Consider the following 15,811-nt stretch of genomic DNA (forward strand, 5'->3'; position numbering starts at 1 on the left):
TAGCATGGCCCAAATAGGCACTTCAACCATTTTATGCAACAATATCATATATTTGCACATTATGGTACTTTAGGCACTCTCCATGCTTTTACTGGGATAGATACGAAAAGAGCTCTAAGCTCGTTCACTCTTTCCCAAACATGGAGGTGTCCCATGGCAATGTTCTGGATTCAATTCATTCTCGTGCTCGGCGCGGTGCTGATCGGTATCCGCCGGGGTGGCGTCGCCCTCGGCCTTATCGGCGGCCTTGGCGTCTCGCTGCTGGTAATTGGTTTCCGCAGTTCTCCTTCGGAACCACCAATCGCCGTAATGCTCATCATCCTGGCAGTGGTAACTGCTTCGGCAACCCTACAGGTTGCAGGCGGCCTCGACTACCTGGTACAGCTTACCGAGCGGATGCTGCGTGCCCACCCTAAGTATGTGACCATCCTGGCGCCGCTTTCCACCTTCTTCCTGACAGTCTGCGTCGGCACCGGCCACGCGGTTTACGCGCTGCTGCCGGTTATCGCTGACGTGGCGATCAAGACCGGCACCCGGCCTGAGCGCCCCATGGCGATCTCCAGTGTTGCCTCACAGATGGGGATCACTGCCAGCCCGGTAGCTGCTGCCGTAACCTTCTTTCTCGGCTTTTCCGCAAAGGCCGGTCACCCGGTGACCCTGATCGACATCATTTCCGTTACCATGCCGGCTGGGATCATCGGCGTTTTGATGGCTGCCGCCTGGAGCTTCAACCGGGGCAAGGACCTGGACAAGGATACTGAATTCCAGGTAAGGCTCCAAGATCCCGACTTCCGCAAATCTCTCGATGCCGACGTCACCACCCTGGACAAGAAGATCAGCACCACTGCCAAGCTTTCGGTTGTCCTGTTCTTTGCCGGCGTTGCCACCATCATCCTGTTTGCAGTCTGCCCGGAACTGCTGCCGCTTAACGGCGAAAAGAAACCGGTGCCCATGACCACGGTGGTACAGTTCATCATGCTTGCCTACGGCGCCTTCATCATGTTTGCCGCTGATGTAAAAGCCAAAGATATCGCCCATTCAAGTGTCTTCATCGCCGGGATGATTGCTGTTGTCTCCATCTTCGGCATTGCCTGGATGAGTGATACCTTCATCTCTGCTAACAAGAAGTTTCTGGTCGACAACATCGGTATTATGGTCAAGATGGCTCCCTGGACCTTTGCCATTGCCACCTTCTGCATCTCCGCCTTTGTCAAGAGCCAAGCCGCGACCCTGGCCATCACCCTGCCGCTCGGCCTGGCCCTGGGGCTGCCGATCCCGCTGTTACTCGGGCTGATGCCTGCCAGTTACGCCTACTTCTTCTTTGCCTTCTACCCGAGCGACCTGGCCGCCATGAACTTCGACCGTACCGGCACCACCCGCATCGGCAAATATCTCCTCAACCACAGCTTCATGATCCCGGGACTTATCGGGGTTGGCGTATCAACCGTGGTGGCATACCTGATATCGAGCGCAATCTTGTAGGGAATTTGCAGCAGGCAGGAAATAAAGCACCCTCGACTGATGACGAGGGTGCTTTTCTTATTGTTGCTGGTTATGGAAATAACGAATAACGGTAGCTTTCTCCAGGGTGATCATGCCGCCCCCCATCATTGCGTCGATGCGCGGCATAATGGCGTCAATCTTCTCCTGGCTGTCCACGACCTCGACTATTATCGGGAGGTCGGCGGAGAGGTCCAGCAGTTTTTGCGTATGAAAGACACTGTGGCCGCCAAAACCGCAAATGCCCCTGAGCACTGTGGCCCCGGCAAACCCTTCCTTGCGCAGCATCTCTACCAGGGCCTCATAGAGCGGCTTGTGCTCATATCGATCGCTCTCCCCGATGAAAATGCGCATTAGAATATGCTCGCCAACCAGCTTTGTCATGGCCTTCTCCTCTACGAAAGCGAACGAATGGTTAAAATTCCCAGCCAGGTAAACACCAGGCAGACCACAACGCTGGCCAGCACGTTGGCAAATGCCCCCAGGAACTGGCCGTCCTCCAGCAACTTGAAGGTCTCATAGCTGAAGGTGGAAAAGGTCGTCAGACCACCGAGGAAACCGACGGTAAGCCCCAGGCGCAGCGTGTCGGAAATAGCGCTGCTACGCATGCCCAGCTCCATGATCAGGCCGATGAAGTAGGCCCCGATGATATTGACGGCAAAGGTGCCATAGGGAAAAGCCCGCCCCAGGAAGGAGTAGACCCACCCGGAAAGATAGTAGCGGGTGAGCCCACCACCGGCACAGAAGAGTGCAATTGTTGCCGCTGTTTTCATGTAGCCCATCTCCCGCCATTATTATAATAGGCTTTCTGCTGATGTCACCCGATCTTTTCTTATAGGGATTTCTTGACGGCCATGCAAGAGACAGATTCAGTAAGGGATAAGCTGATCCATTGTTGCGGAGTGCGCCAACGTCCTGAGCTATAAACCGCTTTGGGGTTAATGGATTAATATACCTGGCAATAAACGTCAGATCAGCGTACAGTCAACTAACATCCCGAAATCATTTCTCTTAGTTATTTCGCCCCTCCTCAGCCTTCAACCATCTTCATCCACCTCGTTCGTCAACTTCTCTGGGACAGTCCGCACAGTTCCTTCCGGGCACCTCTGTCATGGGAAATCCTTCACCATGGCTAAAGGCGCTCAGACAGCGTAGTCAGCAAAGGATACAACGTGGGTGTTGGCATACTGATCGGTTACTTCGCAAAACAAGATGAAGCTCTTAGGGCTCTTCAAAGACTGGCAGCACAAGGCTTCAGGCGCACCGTCCTGGTGCATAAAGGTACGGCAGGAGATGTCCATATCACCAGCCGGTTCTGCCGGCGCCATGGCGTCGAGACAGAAGTTCTGAACAATCACGCCCGCTGGCTCATGCCCGGTGAATCGGCCATGATACTCCAGGCACCGGTCGAATCGCTACAGCGGCCGATGGCCCTGCTGCGGGAAAGCAGCGATATCCCCCCGGCGCTGTTCGTCATGCATCCCAAGCGCGAACAGCGGTTGAAGCCGCGAGGCCTGGAAGTAAAACTCTCCCCGGTTCAGGTGCTCGAACATGCCGAGCGCCATGCCAGGGAGCAGCGGGTCGAGGTAAGGCCGCAGCATACAACCGAACTGCTCAAACGTCTCAAGCATTCCCGCCAATGGGTCCGTCAGATCTGCAAGGATCTCACCGCAGCGAGCCTTCTGGAACAGAAAGCCACACCGGCTGCTGACTGGATCCTCGATAACGAATACATCCTTGAGGGAAATGCCCGCGATGTACTGCTGAACCTTCCCCGACGTTTTTATCAGCAGTTGCCGACGCTGGCCGCTGATCCCTACCGCGGGCTGCCTTGCATCTATGGTCTGGCCAAGGATCTCGTCTCCCATACGGAACTGCGCCTTGATCGGGAGAATATCCAATCGTTCATAGAAGCCCATCAATCGGTGCGCACACTGACGATCGGCGAACTCTGGGCAATTCCGCAGATGTTGCGCATCGCGCTTATCGAAAGCATCCAGAGCCTGGCCATTACCGCCCTGGCAGACCTCCGAGAACGCCAGCTGGCCGAATTCTGGGCGAATCGGCTGATTGCCGCCAATCGCCGCGATTCCAACCAACTCTTCGCGATCCTGGCGGAACTTGCCAAAGCTGAGCCACGTCCCACCCCGTATTTCGGTAGCCAGCTGGTTAGCCTGCTCTACGACGAGGCAGCGGCATTGGCGCCGGTCCAGAGTTGGCTGGAGCGCACGCTCAAAAATCCGATGCACGATCTCAATCTGCGGGAACAGAACCGGCAGGCCAGTGAGCAGATATCCTGCGGCAATGCCTTCACCAGCCTGCGCCAGCTCGCCTTGCTGGACTGGCGGGAAATTTTCGAGAAACTCAGTCGGGTGGAGCAGATGCTCCGCCGTGATCCTTCAGGGGTTTATCCTGAAACAGATTTCGCCACCCGAGACCACTGCCGTCGGGCGATTGAAGATCTTGCCCGCGCTGCCGACCGGAGCGAGGAAGAGATCGCAGAGCGCGTCATCAAGCTGGCAACGCTTGCCGTGCATGGATCAACAACCGATGATCGAACCAGTCATGTCGGCTATTGGCTGGTTGGCAAGGGCCGGACCGAGCTGGCCAGGCTGCTGGCCTGCCGTGAAGCACCTCGTTACCGCGCTCTGCACTGGATCTATCGTAATCATACCGGTGCCTACGCCTTCGGCATCGGCAGCTGCTCCGTACTGCTATTCTCCCTGATCGCCCTCTTTGCACCGATCGGACTATCACTCGCCACTCACCTTGGGCTGACGCTGCTCCTGCTGATTCCGGTCAGCCAGCTGGCAATCGAAATGGCCAACTACCTGGTCACGCGGTTTCTGCCGCCCCGCCCCTTGCCCAAAATGGATTTCGAGGATACCGGGATTCCCGATGCCTTCCGCACCCTGGTGGTTGTACCGATGATGCTGTCCAACGCCGAGACGGTAGAGGCCGAGGTGGAAAAACTGGAGATTCGCTACCTGGCCAACAAGGAAGCAAACCTGCTCTTCAGCCTGTTCACTGACTACACCGATTCAGCCACCCTCTCCCGCGAAGACGACGACAGGCTGCTCCAGATTGCCAGCAGACGTTTGACTGACCTCAACGAGCGCCATGGCGGCGAGCGTTTTTTCCTGTTCCATCGTGAGCGGACCTGGTGCGAATCCGAGCAGAAATTCATCGGCTGGGAGCGTAAAAGGGGGAAGCTGGAGGAGCTGAACCGACTGATCGACGGCACCCGGCCGGAGACCGCCGCACGCCTGGTCTACGTTGGCGAACCGGATCAGCTGGCTGACGTCCGCTTCATCATCACCCTGGACAGCGACACCCAATTGCCCCATGCCACGGCCCGCCGGATGGTCGAGACCCTGGCTCATCCCCTCAATCAGCCCCGCTTCGACAGCAATGGCCATATCATGGCCGACTCCTACACCATTATCCAGCCGCGGGTGAGCCCGACCCTGCCGAGCACTAGCGCCTCGACCTTCAGCAGACTCTTCAGTGATGCGGTCGGCATCGACCCCTACACCCAGGCGGTCTCCGATGTCTACCAGGACTTGAGCGGCGAAGGATCGTACCATGGCAAGGGGATCTACGACGTCCGCGCCTTCAGCCGCGTGCTGTCAGGCCTGTTTCCTGAAGAGTGGGTGCTGAGCCATGACCTGATCGAGGGGGCACACGTCCGGGTGGGACTGGCCAGTGATATAGAACTCTTTGACGAATTCCCCCAGGGGTACCAGAGTTACAGCAGCCGCGCCCATCGCTGGATACGCGGGGACTGGCAGATAGCAGGATGGATTTTCCCACGCGTTCCCCAAGCTGCAGGCGGTCGCGGCGCCAACCCGCTCTCCATGCTGAACCGCTGGAAGATCCTTGATAACCTGCGTCGCAGCCTGGTGCCGGTGACAAGCCAGGGTCTGCTGCTGGCCTCCTGGCTGATATCTCCGAGGACCGGCGCGCTTGCCACCCTGGTGGTCGGCATGCAACTCCTCTTTCATCCCCTGGCCCAGCCCTTTACCATGGCCACCACCCGCAAGGGGCTGAAATATTTTTCCCCGTCAAAGCTTCTGCACGACCTGTCGCGGGCTATTGCCGACGCCTCCCTGTTGCCGCACCAGGCAGCAGTAACCATCGATGCCATCACCCGGGTCTGCTACCGCCGCCTGATCTCAGGGCGCGATCTTCTCGAGTGGACCGCTCAGGCAACCCATTGGAGCGCCTCCCGCAAGCAACCACTCTTCGTTGCCTCTCTGGCCCTGGGGAGCATCTTCAGCGCTGTCATGGGGGTAACGATCTGGCGTTTAACGCCGGAAAGCCTGCCCCAAGCCGCACCCTGGCTCCTTTTGTGGTTTCTTTCTCCCCTGCTCGGCTGGCTCCTGAACCTGCGGCCTGTTGAGCAACAGCAGGCGCAACCGCTGCCGGATGCGGACCGCCGCTTCCTCAGGCAGGTTAGCCGGCGGACCTGGCGCTATTTCTCGTCTTTCGTCACAGCCGACACCTCCTGGCTCCCGCCAGACAACTACCAGGTCGCCCATCAAGACCGACTGGCCATGCGCACCAGTCCGACCAACATCGGCCTCTGGATGACCAGTGCCCTGGGAGCCCATGACTGTGGCTACCTGACCGTCAACCAGGTCATTGAAAAGTTGAGCGACACCATGGCAACCATCGGTCGCCTGGAGCGATATGAAGGGCATCTCCTGAACTGGTACGATATCCAGACCCTGGCCCCTTTGGAGCCGCGTTACGTCTCCACCGTTGACAGCGGCAACCTGCTGGGCGCCCTCTGGGCACTGGAGCAGGGCCTTGAGGAGTTGTTGCACGCTCCACTCCTGAAGGATCAGGCATTTGCCGGGTTGTCCGACACGGTTGAACTTCTGAAACATGGCTCAACATTGGCAGCAGCCCCTGAACAGTATCGCGTTGCGCTCGACCAACTGCGGGCCGACTTGAATGCTCCGCCGTCCGGTATTGCCGGGCAGCTTGACCTGCTCCGGCAGGTGCAGGCCCATATCAGTTCTTGTGCAGCCCTATCATTGGCCTTGCCGTGGAGTGCCGAGCTTGAACAACAGGTCGGTGAATGGCTTCGCAACAGCAACCGCTATCTCGCCTGGATCGAAATCATGGCGGAAAAAACCGAAGAAGAGCTTGCTCCGTTGGGAACGGCAGCCATGGTCGCCATCCGTCGGGACCTGGCACAGGCACCATCGCTTTTCGATCTTGCCCATGGCCGGATCGGCTCGATTACGATGCTTAGAGCGATGCGTGAGGAATCTCCCCAGTCCGTTGTCCATCTCGCCCCCTGGCTCGACCGGGTCATCGACTCTTTTGCCACTAGCCAGTGGCTGGCCGGGGAAACCCTGGAGACTGCCGAACGGCTGATTGTAAACATCCGCGATTTTTCTTCCGGGATGAACATGCGCTTTCTCTATGATCCCAAGCGCAAGCTGTTCGCCATCGGCCATAATATCTCCACCGACCGTCCGGATGTATCCTGTTACGATCTGCTGGCCAGTGAGGCACGTCTCGGCAGTTTCGTTGCCATTGCCCGGGGGGATGTCCCGCTGGAACACTGGTTCTCCATGAGCCGGCCATACGGGGCAATCGGCCGGCAACGGGTGTTGCTCAGCTGGACCGGGACCATGTTTGAATACCTGATGCCGCTCCTGTTCCAAAGGTCCTACGGCAACTCGCTCCTGGATAAGGCGACCCAGGAAGCGGTGGCAGTCCAGATTGCCTACGGCCGCACCCATCGTGTGCCATGGGGCATTTCCGAGTCCGCCTTTGCTGATCTTGACCTCAATAAGACCTATCAGTACAAGGCGTTCGGCGTACCGGCGCTCGGTTTGAAGCGCGGCCTGGAAGAGCAGCTGGTGGTTGCTCCTTATGCCACAATGCTGGCGTTGAACGTGGCGCCGAAAGAAACCGTGCAGAATCTGAAACGGCTGGCCGGGATGGGGTTGCTTGGCGACTATGGCTATTACGAGTCCATGGATTTCAGCCGGCAGCCGCAACGCGAGCCCCGCAGCCATCTTCCCAAACACGGAGTCATTATCGAAGCGTATATGGCCCATCACCAGGGGATGGCATTTCTGGCGCTGACCAACTTCCTCCACGGCAACCCGTTTCCACGCCGTTTTCACAGCGACTCCCGGGTACGCGCCTTCGAGGCACTGCTTCAGGAGCGGATCCCGAACCTGCCGCCATTGCACCTGATCTCGACACGGCAGAACGAGCCGATGCTTCCGGGCAGCGACCCGGTAGCTGCGGCAGGCATCAGCTTTACCACGCCCCATACCACTACGCCGAGGAGTCTCCTGCTCAGCAACGGCCGCTATGGCTTGATGGTCACCAACAGCGGTGGCGGTTACAGCCAGTGGGGGGAGCAGGAACTCACCCGGTGGCGGTCGGATCAGACCTGTGACAGCCAAGGGACCTTTTGCTATATCCATGAGGCCGATCCGGATCGTGTCTGGTCCACCACCTATCATCCGGTCGGCGGCACGCTTGAAGGTTATGCCGCAGAATTCACGTCAGACCGGGCACTGTTCCGTCGTTCCGATAACGGTATCCACACTGAAACCGAGGTCATCGTCTCGCCGGAAGACGACCTGGAAGTTCGCCGTATTACCCTGATGAACCGCTCCAGCCGGGTCCGCATGCTCAACCTCACCAGCTACGTTGAACTCTCCATGGCACCCCACAACGCGGACCGCCAGCACCCGGCCTTCAACAAGCTGTTCATCCAGACCGAGGCGCTCCCCGAGCAGCAAGCGCTCCTCGCCTTCCGCCGACCACGCAGTGAAAACGAATCACCCCTATACGTGGCCCATTGCCTGACGCTACACCATACCGAAGATGGAACCTCCACTACGCCACACGAGTTCCAATTTGAAACCGACCGGGGACGGTTCATCGGCCGCGGCCGAACTCCGGCCAATCCCATGGGCGCAGTGAAACCTCTCGGCAACAGCCAGGGTTATGTCCTTGATCCTAGCTTAAGCCTGAGGAAAAGTCTCGTCCTGCAACCGGGGGAGCGCGCCCAGGTTTCCCTGGTGCTTGCCAGCGGGGGCAGCCGCGAGCAGCTAGTGCTTTTGATGGATAAGTATCGTGACCCCCATGCCATCGAGCGGGCCATGGATTTTGCCTGGCGCTCGGCACAACAGCAGTTGCAACAGTTGCACATCCAGCCCGACGAAGCGCGGCGCTTTCAGCAGCTGGCGAGCTACCTGCTGTTTCCCGATCAGCTCATGCGGCCGCCTGCAGAACGTCTGGCAGAGAACCGCAAGTGGCAGGCAGGTCTGTGGCCCTATGGAATCTCCGGTGACCTCCCAATCTCCCTGATCACCATCGGCGAGGGGCGCGATATCAGCCTGGTGCGGCAGATGCTCCAGGCCCACACCTATTGGCGAATGCACGGCCTGTCCACAGATCTGGTGATCCTCAATGAGGAGTCAGGTGGCTATGAGCGGCCTCTCCAAGAACGGCTGGAGCAGTTGATCCAGGCCCATGCCTTCTCTGCAGCGACAACCAGGGCCGGAGGGGTATTCCTGAAAAGCTCGGCGCAGATTCCGGAGGAGGATCTCAAACTGCTCAAGGCGGCCGCCAGTGTCGTGCTGGTGGCAGCGCGCGGCACCCTGCCCCAGCAATTGGGGCTGCCGGTTGAGGCTCCCGAAACATTTGAAAAGCTGGCCCGCAAACGCGCCACCCGCGATGCTTCGGCCCCACTCCCCTTCATGGAACTGAATTACTTCAACAGCCTCGGCGGCTTTACCCAGGATGGGCGGGAATACGCGATCTATCTCGGCCCGAACACCAATACCCCGGCTCCCTGGGTGAACGTCATCGCCAACCCCTCCTTTGGCACCATGATCAGCGAAACCGGCTCCGGCTTCACCTGGTATGGCAACAGCCAGCGTAACCGCTTGACCGGCTGGTCGAACGACCCGGTGCTGGACCCGGCTTCCGAGGCTCTTTATATCCGCGACGAAGAGAGCGGCGTCTTCTGGTCGCCGACTGCAGGACCGCTCCGCGATGAGTCCGCCTATCGCGCCCGGCACGGAGCGGGTTATACCGTATTCGAGCATAACAGTAACGCTATTGAGCAGGAACTGACCGTCTTCGTGCCGGTGGACGAAAACGGGGGAGAGCCGATCAAACTGCAGCGATTGCGGCTCACCAATGCCTCTTCAAGAAAGCGTCAGCTGTCGCTGACCTACTATGTGGAATTGACCCTCGGTGAAAACCGCGAAACCTCCCAGATGCATGTAATGACCAGCTGGGACGACGAAGCCCTGGCGCTGCTAGCCCGCAACCGCTACCACCCTGAGTACGGAGAGCGGGTCGCCTTCGTAGCCCTGGTTCCCCAGGTTGATTCCTACGGTGGTGATCGCACCGCCTTTATCGGCCGCAACCGCTCCCTGGCCAATCCGCTCGGCATGGAGCTGACCCGGCTGTCACAGCGAACCGGGGCGGGCCTGGACCCGTGCGCCGTTCTCCGGGTTAGCCTGGAACTGGCGCCGGGTGAGCAACGCGACATCACCTGCATGCTCGGCCAGGCCGGCTCCATGGCAGAAGCCCGGAAGCTGGTGATCAGTTACCGGGAGGATCTGGCCTTCGAGAACGCATTTGATCGGACCAGGGCGTGGTGGGATACGCTGCTCGGCACGGTTGAAGTACATACCCCTGAACTTGCGGCCGACCTCTTGGTCAACCGCTGGCTGCAATACCAGTCCCTGAGCTGCCGCATCTGGGGGCGTTCTGCCTTTTACCAGTCCGGCGGAGCCTTCGGTTTTCGCGATCAGTTGCAGGATGTCATGGCGTTCCTCTACGCCCGGCCGGAACTGGCGGCTGACCAGATACTGCTGGCCGCCAGCCGGCAGTTCCAGGAGGGGGATGTCCAGCATTGGTGGCATCCGCCGACTGGGGCCGGAATACGTTCGCGTATCTCCGACGACCTCCTCTGGCTCCCGTATGTGGTTGCCCAGTATGTCCGGACGACCGGCGATCCAGGTATCCTGCATAAAGATGTTTCCTTCCTCAATGCCGCCACGCTGACGGCTGATCAGCACGAGGTATTCTCCTCGCCAGAAATAACCCATGAGCGCGCTACGCTCTTTGAACACTGTCGGCGCGCTGTCAGCCGTGGCCTGACAACCGGGCCCAATGGCCTCCCTTTGATCGGAACCGGGGATTGGAACGACGGAATGAACCTGGTGGGGGCCAACGGCAAGGGTGAAAGCGTATGGCTCGCCTGGTTCCTCTGTGATCTGTTGCAGGGGATGGCCGAACTCTCCAGCCTCATGCAGCAACCGGAACTGGAGAAAACCTACCTGAAAGAGAGAACTGAGCTGGCCCAGCGGGTCGAGCAAGCCGGCTGGGACGGCGAGTGGTATCTGCGTGGGACCTTCGATGACGGCACCCCGCTTGGCTCCTCGTTGAACAGGGAAGCGAGGATCGATTCGCTTCCCCAATCGTGGGGATGGCTATCGGGTGCCGCCGACCCGGAGCGTGCCGATCAGGCCCTGGAGTCGGCCTGGAACCATCTCGTCTGCGAAGATGAGGGGATGGTGCTTCTCTTCGAGCCTCCGTTTGACAAATCCGCACCTTCGCCGGGTTACATCAAAGGTTATCCCCCCGGGGTGCGCGAGAACGGCGGACAGTACACCCATGCCGCCCTCTGGATGGCCATGGCCATGGCCCGTAAAGGGGATGGCGAACGGGCGGTGCAGCTGTTACGCATGCTCAACCCGATCGAGCATGCCCGCGATGCGGCAGCGGTCTGGCACTACGGAATTGAGCCCTATGTGGTCGCAGCCGATGTCTACCGGTTGCCCGGCCGAGTCGGCCAGGGTGGCTGGTCCTGGTATACCGGTTCGGCAGCCTGGATGTACCGGGCCTGGGTTGAAGAGGTGTTGGGGCTACAGGTGCGGGGCGGACAACTGCGGATTAATCCGGTTATCCCGGCGGCGTGGCCGGGGTTCAGCCTCAGCTATCGCCACGGGGAAACGATCTATGCGATCCGGGTGGAGAATCCCCACGGCTGCGAACGCGGTGTTTTATGGGTGGAGATGGATGGCCAGACTGTATCCAATGGAGTTATCGAACTGGAGCAGGGTCTGGTAAAGCATCAGGTTGTCGTCAGGATGGGGGTTTCCGAAACAGCAGGGTGAGACAGAACAATGAAAACAGTGAAGCAGAGGTGTTCAGCGATGGCGCTTCCGCCATCGCCTGGACCTCCACAGTGTCTAGTAGCGTACTCTCACCCGGTAGGTCAGGATGGCCTTGTCGCCACTTTTCACCGGCACCGAGAACTCCACAGCCTGGCTGTCGCTTTTGACCGCAGGTAGCGATGAGTCGCTCACCTGCCAGTCACCGGTCATCGGTTCAATAACCTTGACAGTAATGTCCTCTTTCTTGTGGTTTGTTATGGCTACCTCCCAGGCCGCCTCGAAACTGTCACTGGCGAGCTTCCTCCAGTCAGCCTGCCGCCTGGTAGCTGACACGTCAAAGGCATCCCCGACCTTGATCCTGACTTTTTCGTCTTTCGGGGTATGGTCGATAGAATCCTCGCCGACAAACTGCAGGGTAGCATCGGTATCCTGCTGGTAGACCCTGATCGTACCCTTGGGCAAAGGCATGCCGAGACCGGTTGTCTCCCGGTTTTCAAACTCGACGAACACCCCGACTTTCTGTTTTGTTGTGCCGCCTCCCTGCGAATTGCCGTACCACATCTGCTCGGCCCGCATGATCAACTCTCTTCTGACTGGGAGGGCAACTGCTGCAAGCAGGCTGATCTGCTTGGTTTGATTATCCTTGATGGTAGATGGCCGCTGCAGGGAATAAAGATGGTATTCGAACAACCCTTCTTCCTTGAACTGGGGAGCTGCGCCCGCCGCCTCCATCATAGCACTCTTGTACATCCTCGGCCGTTGCTGGTCCTCGCGGACCCGGTTCACGTCACCCGCGACAAGCTTGAGCCTGGCGTTGCGATAGGTTGCACCACTCCGGTTATCAATGGTAACCCAGCCGGCTAGGTCGGCAAGGCTGCTATCTCTCCCCAGGGTCAGGACATAGTCGGCCTTCCAGCTGATACCGGCAGTCAGGTAGCTTGCCTCGATCTGGCGCTTGCCGGTATCAGAACCTTCCAGCAGCCAGACCAGAGTGGGGCTGGCAATCAGATCTGCCGGGACCTCGGGAAACAAGACCCTTCCAGGATGGTTGAAGGTGATGTCATTGCCTATTTTGTAGATCGGCGAACCATTGTTGGCAAGTAGTGTCGCCTTCAGTTCTTCTTCCCGCTCGGTGTAGGGATTCTTCTGATAAAGCCTGACCTCTTTGCCGACATATTTGTCGAGTAGCTTCTGCGGGCTAAGGAGGTCGTATTCGTAGTTCTGTTCAAGGACCTGAATCTGGTTACCGAAGGTGGATACCTGAACACTTGCCGGGATAATCTGGGCCGCCACATCCATGAAACGCAGCTCGGAGCTCCCCTTCGGAACAACAATGTTTCTGCGATCCCTGATCAGGCCAAGATTGGAGTTATAGACGGTGAGTGAGACCTCCTCCCGGTCAGACTGACTGGACCAAACTGGGGGGGCTGGTGCCGCAACCGACAGTGTCGGCACAAAGAGAATCGCGGCAATAAAAAGATAGGCTATCCTGTTCATGCTCTCTCCTGTCCAATACAAAAAGGGCGCCGCTTGGCGCCCTTATGTCTTATTTGACCAGCTTTACCGATTTTATCAGGACCATTGTTTCCGGCACGTCGCGGAACCCCTTATTCATTCCGGTCTTGACCGCCTTGATCTTATCAACTACGTCCATCCCTTCGACAACCTTGCCGAATACTGCATAGCCATTGCCATCAGGGTTGGGCCGGTTCAGGTTCGGGTTGTCTACCACATTAATAAAAAACTGGGCAGTTGCGCTGTTCGGGTCCATGGTACGAGCCATCGCTATGGTTCCACGGTCGTTCTTAAGACCGTTGCTCGCCTCGTTCTTGATCGGGGCATTGGTCTTTTTGGGCACCATGTCAGGGGTAAACCCGCCACCCTGGATCATGAAGTTGCCGATGACGCGGTGGAAGATCGTGCCGTTATAAAAGCCGCTGGCAGTATAGTCCAGAAAATTCTTAACCGAAATCGGGGCCTCTTTCTGGAAAAGCTCGATCTTCACATTTCCCAAAGATGTTTCCATCAGCACAACCGGGTTCTTGGCAGGTCCACCGGCTGCGAACCCCACTGAAGCGGTGATCAGGCAAAGTGCAAGAGCAATGAACAGCTTTTTAAACATGTTGTACCCTCCCATAGATAAGTGATGTTATCAGTTTATACGCCACTTGCCATGACTGGTCAAGCCTCCCCCTTGTTCACTTGACACTGCCGGCTAAAGCCTCTATTATTCGTTTCAAATCTCTAACAAAAAGTGAGGCTACAATGTTTGGCATCGGCATGCCTGAATTGATAATCATCCTGGTAATCGCACTCATCGTAATCGGCCCGCAAAAACTCCCTGACATCGCCCGGTCACTGGGCAAGGGCTTGGCTGAGTTCAAAAGGGCTTCAGACGATTTCCGGCAGAACTTAAGCGACGAAGCCAGGGCAGAAGAAGAGAAGGAACGCTTGGCAAAAGAGGCGGCAGAGAAGGAACAGCAGTTGAAGGAGGCAGATGCCGCTTACGCTAAGCCTGCCGAGCCGAAAAAAGAGCCTGTTTCGGAACAGACAAAAGCCTAAACATAAAATCTCCAGTTTGAGGCAAGAAAGGCGAGGATCATCTCCTCGCCTTTTCTTTTTACTTCAGCTCCTTCAGCTTCTCCTTGGCGACCTTGACCTCATCAGCCAGCGGATAGTTTTCAATCAGCTTTTTGTAGACAAACCGGGCGCTCTTGGCATCATCAAGCTCTTTGAAAGCCATGGCCTGCTTGAGCAGTGCTGCCGGGGCTTTCCCTTTAGCGGGAAACTCCTTGACCACCTTTTCAAATTCAAGGATGGCCTGGTCATAAATCTTTTCGGAATAATAGGTCTCGCCCAGCCAATAATGGGCATTTGCCGTCAGTTCGTGTTTTGGAAACAGCTCGATGAACCGGCTCAACTGCTCGCGGGATTTGGCAAAATCACCTGCCTTGTAGGCATCGATCCCTTTTTGATAGATGGCGTCCGGGGTTTTCTCTGCCTCACGGCTCCGCAGTTCTGTGACGTTTTTCTGCAGTTCCTCAAGGTTTTTCTCTATCTTTTCCAGCCGCTTCTCGACGCCGGTATTTTTGCGGTCAACATCTTCGCGAAGCAGGGTCAGGTCATCGGCAGGCTTTTTTGCCTGCAGGGCAAAATCATCAACCTTGCCCCCCATAACCTGCAGATCAACCTTGGAGGCGTCGACAGCTGCCTGCAAATCGGCTGTCATTTTACGTAACGAGTCGATATCTTTTTGAAACCCTTTGAGGTTGCTCTCCAACCCTTCCCGGGCCTCACTCCGCACTCCCCCCAGCTCTTTTTCAACCTTGAGGGTCCGCCCCTTCATCTCCTCCAGGTCCTGCTGCAGAGAATCCAGGTCTCCCCTGGTTGCGCAGCCTCCGGCAAGCAGCAGACCGGCAGCCAATAACCCTATTTTCACACCTTGCATATTCACCTCTCAGTCAGTACCGGTGCCCAACGAAAAAAGGAGCCGTCACCGGCTCCTTAATCATGATTTTTCACATAAATCTATTTGGTGACAACAAACCCTGCCCGGCGGTTCTTGCTCCACGCCGCCTCGTCGTGTCCCTGATCTACCGGCTTTTCCTTGCCGTAACTGATTGTGGACAGCCTGCTCGCCGGAACGCCCATGGTGACAAGATAGTTCATGGCTGATTTGGCCCGTCTCTCGCCCAGAGCCAGGTTGTATTCTGCCGAACCGCGCTCATCGCAATGACCTTCAATCTGGACCTTAACTCCGGTCTGCTTCTTCAACAAAATCGCTGCATTGCTGGAAAGAGTGTCGCGGGTTGACGGGGTCAGAATGGCTGAGTCGAAGTCAAAGTAGACCGTGCTCAGACCATTGGACTGATCCTTGGCAGCAGTGGCGGCAGCTGCAGCCTCGTCCTTGGCTACCGGCGACTCTTTTATGGCAGGAGACACAACCGTCTCTTCTTTTACAGGTTTTTTCGTTGCTTCAGCCTGCTTGGCTTTCTGCTCTGCTGCAGCCGGAGCCAGAGCCTCATCCTTTACCACCTGCTCCTTGGTACAACCGCTCATCATGAGCGCACCACAAAAAATGACTAACGACAGCTTGCAAATAACCTTACGCATTTCATCCCCCTTTACAGCGT

Annotated in this window: 9 protein-coding genes; 3 read left to right on the top strand and 6 right to left on the bottom strand. The window is 57.6% G+C overall.

Going from position 1 to position 15,811, the window contains the following annotated elements; genetic code table 11:
* The first annotated feature begins 153 nt into the window (after positions 1-153).
* The gene (locus KI809_RS11950; protein ID WP_214171782.1) at positions 154-1,482 is read left to right on the top strand and encodes an anaerobic C4-dicarboxylate transporter; all 1,329 of its coding nucleotides are present in this window, start codon (positions 154-156) and stop codon (positions 1,480-1,482) included.
* A gap of 57 nt (positions 1,483-1,539) precedes the next feature.
* Here the strand turns inward: KI809_RS11950 and KI809_RS11955 are convergent, their stop codons facing one another.
* A complete protein-coding gene (locus KI809_RS11955; RefSeq protein WP_214171783.1) occupies positions 1,540-1,884 on the bottom strand; it encodes a DUF190 domain-containing protein in 345 nt (114 codons plus the stop codon).
* Positions 1,885-1,895: 11 nt separating this feature from the next.
* Entirely contained in the window at positions 1,896-2,273 is a 378-nt protein-coding gene (gene crcB / locus KI809_RS11960; protein ID WP_214171784.1) for a fluoride efflux transporter CrcB, read from the bottom strand.
* 399 nt (positions 2,274-2,672) lie between these two features.
* On the opposite strand from crcB, the gene KI809_RS11965 reads away from it, so the two are divergent.
* Positions 2,673-11,678 carry a glycoside hydrolase family 94 protein gene (locus KI809_RS11965; RefSeq protein WP_337833311.1) on the top strand — a complete coding sequence of 3,002 codons (9,006 nt, stop codon included), beginning with the start codon at positions 2,673-2,675 and terminating at the stop codon, positions 11,676-11,678.
* A 75-nt stretch (positions 11,679-11,753) separates the two neighbouring features.
* Here the strand turns inward: KI809_RS11965 and KI809_RS11970 are convergent, their stop codons facing one another.
* Positions 11,754-13,175 carry a DUF4139 domain-containing protein gene (locus tag KI809_RS11970; protein ID WP_214171785.1) on the bottom strand — a complete coding sequence of 474 codons (1,422 nt, stop codon included), beginning with the start codon at positions 13,173-13,175 and terminating at the stop codon, positions 11,754-11,756.
* 49 nt (positions 13,176-13,224) lie between these two features.
* Positions 13,225-13,800 carry a peptidylprolyl isomerase gene (locus KI809_RS11975; RefSeq protein WP_214171786.1) on the bottom strand — a complete coding sequence of 192 codons (576 nt, stop codon included), beginning with the start codon at positions 13,798-13,800 and terminating at the stop codon, positions 13,225-13,227.
* A gap of 143 nt (positions 13,801-13,943) precedes the next feature.
* On the opposite strand from KI809_RS11975, the gene KI809_RS11980 reads away from it, so the two are divergent.
* Positions 13,944-14,240, top strand: coding sequence for a TatA/E family twin arginine-targeting protein translocase (locus KI809_RS11980; protein ID WP_214171787.1), 297 nt, complete (start codon positions 13,944-13,946; stop codon positions 14,238-14,240).
* Between the two features lie 58 nt (positions 14,241-14,298).
* Here KI809_RS11980 and ybgF read toward each other — a convergent pair whose 3' ends face one another.
* Both ybgF and pal read right to left on the bottom strand, forming a co-directional pair.
* Entirely contained in the window at positions 14,299-15,126 is an 828-nt protein-coding gene (ybgF, locus tag KI809_RS11985; protein WP_214171788.1) for a tol-pal system protein YbgF, read from the bottom strand.
* 80 nt (positions 15,127-15,206) lie between these two features.
* Positions 15,207-15,791, bottom strand: a complete 585-nt coding sequence (gene pal / locus KI809_RS11990; RefSeq protein ID WP_214171789.1) for a peptidoglycan-associated lipoprotein Pal — start codon at positions 15,789-15,791, stop codon at positions 15,207-15,209.
* Positions 15,792-15,811: the final 20 nt, after the last annotated feature.

Source organism: Geoanaerobacter pelophilus (assembly GCF_018476885.1).
Lineage (GTDB): Bacteria > Desulfobacterota > Desulfuromonadia > Geobacterales > DSM-12255 > Geoanaerobacter > Geoanaerobacter pelophilus.

What these genes read in the sequence shown, in the direction of transcription:
- KI809_RS11950 (WP_214171782.1), top strand. Translation starts at nt 154, where the DNA reads ATGGCAATGTTCTGGATTCAATTCATTCTCGTGCTCGGCGCGGTGCTG.
- KI809_RS11955 (WP_214171783.1), bottom strand. Translation starts at nt 1,884, where the DNA reads ATGACAAAGCTGGTTGGCGAGCATATTCTAATGCGCATTTTCATCGGG.
- crcB (WP_214171784.1), bottom strand. Translation starts at nt 2,273, where the DNA reads ATGAAAACAGCGGCAACAATTGCACTCTTCTGTGCCGGTGGTGGGCTC.
- KI809_RS11970 (WP_214171785.1), bottom strand. Translation starts at nt 13,175, where the DNA reads ATGAACAGGATAGCCTATCTTTTTATTGCCGCGATTCTCTTTGTGCCG.
- KI809_RS11975 (WP_214171786.1), bottom strand. Translation starts at nt 13,800, where the DNA reads ATGTTTAAAAAGCTGTTCATTGCTCTTGCACTTTGCCTGATCACCGCT.
- KI809_RS11980 (WP_214171787.1), top strand. Translation starts at nt 13,944, where the DNA reads ATGTTTGGCATCGGCATGCCTGAATTGATAATCATCCTGGTAATCGCA.
- ybgF (WP_214171788.1), bottom strand. Translation starts at nt 15,126, where the DNA reads ATGCAAGGTGTGAAAATAGGGTTATTGGCTGCCGGTCTGCTGCTTGCC.
- pal (WP_214171789.1), bottom strand. Translation starts at nt 15,791, where the DNA reads ATGCGTAAGGTTATTTGCAAGCTGTCGTTAGTCATTTTTTGTGGTGCG.